3 protein-coding genes and 1 pseudogene are annotated in these 4,379 nt (G+C 46.4%); all 4 read right to left on the minus strand.

The window, feature by feature from the left end:
• Positions 1-88: 88 nt before the first annotated feature.
• A complete protein-coding gene (locus tag B2866_RS05875) occupies positions 89-1,486 on the minus strand; it encodes a UDP-glucose/GDP-mannose dehydrogenase family protein (protein ID WP_296191535.1) in 1,398 nt (465 codons plus the stop codon).
• Positions 1,487-1,573: 87 nt separating this feature from the next.
• The gene (gene pgi, locus B2866_RS05880; RefSeq protein WP_296191537.1) at positions 1,574-3,238 is read right to left on the minus strand and encodes a glucose-6-phosphate isomerase; all 1,665 of its coding nucleotides are present in this window, start codon (positions 3,236-3,238) and stop codon (positions 1,574-1,576) included.
• A 3-nt stretch (positions 3,239-3,241) separates the two neighbouring features.
• Positions 3,242-4,123: a UTP--glucose-1-phosphate uridylyltransferase gene (locus tag B2866_RS05885; RefSeq protein WP_296191540.1), complete on the minus strand. Its 882-nt coding sequence runs from the start codon at positions 4,121-4,123 to the stop codon at positions 3,242-3,244.
• Positions 4,124-4,175: 52 nt separating this feature from the next.
• Positions 4,176-4,358 (minus strand): annotated as a pseudogene (locus B2866_RS05890) (UDP-glucose 4-epimerase GalE); the annotation flags it as partial.
• Positions 4,359-4,379: the final 21 nt, after the last annotated feature.

Here is a 4,379-nt window from a genome sequence, read left to right on the forward strand (position 1 = left end):
AAAGTCATGCTCTTCTAGGTTATGGGTTGGTATTGTCATAAGTGGATTATACTATATATTTTGGGTTTGGTATTACTTTAACACTTGATCAAAACCTTTGTTTTGCGCGGCCAATCCCTATATAAGCGCCGACTAAATCATCAACCTGCATTCGCGGCAGCGCATTGCGCGCATCGAATATCGGCAGCGCCTGCTCATTAAGTCTAGCAACATCTAGTCTGTTTTCCGGCAACCAGCTGATAATAAAAATGGCCTGCGCTTCATTAAGCTGCTGGTACGGACTGGCAATCAATTCGAGTAACGGCTGCTGTCGATAGAGCTCGGCAAGCTCGGTTTGGGCTTTATCACTATACACCAGCGTGCGGATATTATAAGACCACAGTAGCGCTAACAACGGATGAATCGCCGACTCTGCTGTTCGTCCCGAGCCCGCTTTATAACTGCCGCCCCAAATCATGACGGTTTTATGGTCGATAAAGCCATCAAAATACTGCCAAAACTTACGAAATATCAGCTCTTTTTGGTCTTCGTTAATATCAATAACTGCTTGTAGTAACGGCATAGCTAAGCTTTTTTCTGCACTGGACTGCTGCAGCTTAACCAACTCTGTCGGTAGTGTATTGCCACCAAAGCCCCAGCCCGCTTGCAAGTAGCTACTGCCCACGCGCTCATCGAGTCCCATAATGTGACTAACTTGCTGGATATCGACCTGTTGACTATCAGCCAAGCGCGACATCTCATTCATAAAGCTCACCCTTGTGGCAAGCATCGCCATGATACTACTACGGGCAAACTCTATAGTAGCAATATCTGCTTGATGAAACGCGCGTGCCTGCTGCATTAAAGGCTGTAGCATTGTTAAATGATGGCGGCTATTTGGCGTTTTTTCACCAAGCAATAACAATGATGGATTTAGCATTGAGCTGTACGCATCGCCATCTTTTAAGAATACAAACGGCATATAATAGACCCAAGCGCGCTGCAACTGCTTGGACAGTGCAGCAACCGCGCCTAGCTGTTTTATGCCACTCATAATAAGCGGTAAGGTTTGCTGATGACTGTGATTAAAGGCGGTAATCCAGCTGTCTGCTTGCCATACTGGACGGATACTGTCTAAAAATAACCAATACAGCGCAGCTTGTTTCCTCTCATTATTATCATCCGCCGTTTCATAGTGCTCTAGCAGCTTACTGGCAGTAGTGGGCAAAGCATAGCTGACAATCTGTTGCTGCTGCACGTACATCTGCCATAGCGCTTGCAAATGATGCTCAAAACCATATTGTTGTAATTGCTGCGTCAAGACCTCTTTATCAGTATAAAGATGCACCGTATGACCGAGACTTGCCAGTACCACAGCACTGGTAATGGCCTCGATACTGTGACCGACGAGGACGCAAACGCTGGTGTTTTTAGCGGCTTGGTTAAATGAATGTGGTGCGGATTGGTCATTATCTGTCTGTTGTTTATTTATAGCGGCAGCGCTCATAAGATTACCTTTTATATTGCAAAGTTAGCAGCGTGGATAAGTGGATAAGCCAGTCGCCTGATGCCACTAGCCACTAGCCACTAGCCATTAAGACAACAGTTTAATATGCTGCAATAGCTGATTGGTAGAGGTATCAAATTGCGCATCGCCGCCTTGCTGCATTGCGGTATGCACCGACTCTGCCATTTTCTTGCCCATCTCAACGCCCCACTGATCAAACGGATTGATGTCCCAAATACTGGCCATAACATAAACCTTGTGCTCATAAAGCGCTATCAGCTCCCCCAAACTATGCGGGGTCAGCTCATCAATAAGGAGCGTGGTTGACGGCTGATTACCACGGTAATATTTGTATTTATCGGCATCAGAGGCCGCTTCAATATCCTTATCAGCAATAGCAGCATTACCAAAAGCTAAGACCCGACTTTGCGCCAAACAGTTTGCCAAAGACAATTCATGCTGCTGCTGTAGAGATTCATTTGTCGCATCATCACTATAACGGCGTACGCACGCAATAAAGTCACAAGAGACCTGCTGCGTCCCTTGATGCAAGAGCTGATAAAAGGCATGCTGCGCATTGGAGCCAATCTCACCCCACAAAATTGGACACGTATCATAATCAAGACGCTCGCCATGCTGCGTCACCGATTTGCCATTACTTTCCATCTCAAGCTGGGTCAAATAGCTTGGCAAATACTCCAAACGTCCATCATATGGCAGCACGGTATGCGCATTGACTTGTAAAAAGGTACTGTTCCAAACGGCGAGCAAACCTAATAATACTGGCAAATTCTCAGAAAAGTCTGCTTGGGCGAAATGCTCATCCATATTATGTGCGCCGGCTAGCAGCTCTTTAAAGCCATTCATGCCAATACGAATGGCGATAGCAAGTCCAATCGCCGACCATAAAGAAAAACGGCCGCCAACCCATTCCCACAGCTGCAATTGATGCTCAGGATGAATGCCCCATGCAGACATTTTTTCACAATTGGCCGATACGCCGATAAAATGACGGCGCAAGACGCTTTCTTCCGTGCCAGCCCGTAGCTTTGCCGTAGCGAGTAACCATGACAGTGCTGTCTTGGCATTTGATAACGTGTCAACGGTGCCAAAAGATTTGGAGGAGATGATAAATAAAGTGGTTTCAGGATTTAGGTGCTTGAGCAAATTATCAAGCTGTGTGCCATCCATGTTAGAGACAAAATGCACCTCAATAGCGGTATCTGCCCATTCATCAAGCGCGGTGGTCGCCATGAGCGGCCCTAAATCTGAGCCGCCAACGCCAATATTAACCACATCAGTGATTGCTTTACCGGAAAACCCGCGCCATGTGCCACTGCGTACCCGCTCTGACAATCTTTCTACCTGCGCCAAGCTGTCATGTACATCAGCGGCGACATTTTGCGTGCCAACTTGCAGCTGTGCGCTAGCGGGCAAGCGTAGCGCCGTATGCAGCGCTGCTCGCTCTTCACTGGTATTGACCATTGCACCTTGTAACAAGGCTTTGATACGAGTAGATAAATCACAGCTCTGCGCTAAGCCAAGTAAATTGCTTAAGACAGCCTCATCAATACACTGCTTGCTATAATCCATATATAGCGCGCCTGCTTGTGTGCTAAAACGAGACGTCCGCTCATGATCCTGCGCGAACAATGGGGCAAGCGCCCATGGTTGCTCTGCTAACTTGGCTAAATGCTGCCAATACTGAGAATGGCGAGCACTTTTATAGCCTTTCTTATTGATCTCATCCATTGGCTATTTATCATCCATTAACTGCTGCTCGGCAAAATAGATAAACGCTTGCATATACGAGCGCATATCGCCTGCGTCATAACTATCGCCGCGCATGGTCGTCACATTAACGCCATATTTGCTAATCAAGGCGTCGATAGCATCAGTCAGTTGAATCTCGCCACCAACCGACGCTCTAGTATTGGCCAGATAATCAAAAATATGGTTGCTAAATACATAACGTCCGACGACGGCCAATTTTGAAGGGGCATCCGCTAAGTTGGGCTTTTCGACAAAACCGGCGACCTTAAAGCTCGCGTTTTTATCAGCCTGCTCGATTTCATGCGCTTGATCAAAGGTTTCGTCTAATTGGGCAATACCGTATTTATGCACATCTTCATCTGCTACGTTATTGACCAATATTTGCGAATGCGTGTCTTTAGCAAAGGCTTCAATCATAAACGCCAAATTATCAGTCGTCATATCGGTAGTAAATGGATCGAGCACCACATCCGGCAGTAGTACCGCAAAATCATGCTCACCGATGATTGGACGCGCCGCCAATACCGCGTGCCCCAACCCTAGCGGTTTGCCTTGGCGTATCATAGACACCGTTACATCCTCGGGTAACCAGTTTAAGCTATCGGCTAACGCGTCTTTACCTTTAGCACGCAATTGATTATCCAGCTCAGCATTGATATCGAAGTAGTTTTCAATGGCGCTTTTTTGTGCATGACCGACCAAAACGATATGTTTGATACCAGCCGCAATGGCTTCTTCAACGACATAGTGAATAGCAGGGCGATTACCAAGTGGTAGCAGCTCTTTTGGCACCGATTTCGATAACGGCAGCATACGCGTACCAAAGCCTGCGACAGGAATAACAGCGTGAGTGATTTTTTTCATAATTTTTAGACTGTATTTAAGAGTGTGAAATAAGAAACATGCCTAATCAATGTTAAGCGCTATGATAGCCATTCGGGTTAATACTTTGCCAACGCCACGTATCTTGACACATCTCAGTGATAGATAGTGTCGCCTCCCAACCTAGCAAATTTTTGGCTTTATCAGCGCTGGCATAGCAGCTGGCAATATCTCCTGCGCGCCGAGCAGAAAACTGATAAGGAATATTTTGGCCTGATATAGTGTATCAAATACAAAA

The sequence above is a fragment of the Psychrobacter sp. UBA3483 genome, from assembly GCF_002377905.1.
Classification (GTDB): Bacteria; Pseudomonadota; Gammaproteobacteria; order Pseudomonadales; family Moraxellaceae; genus Psychrobacter.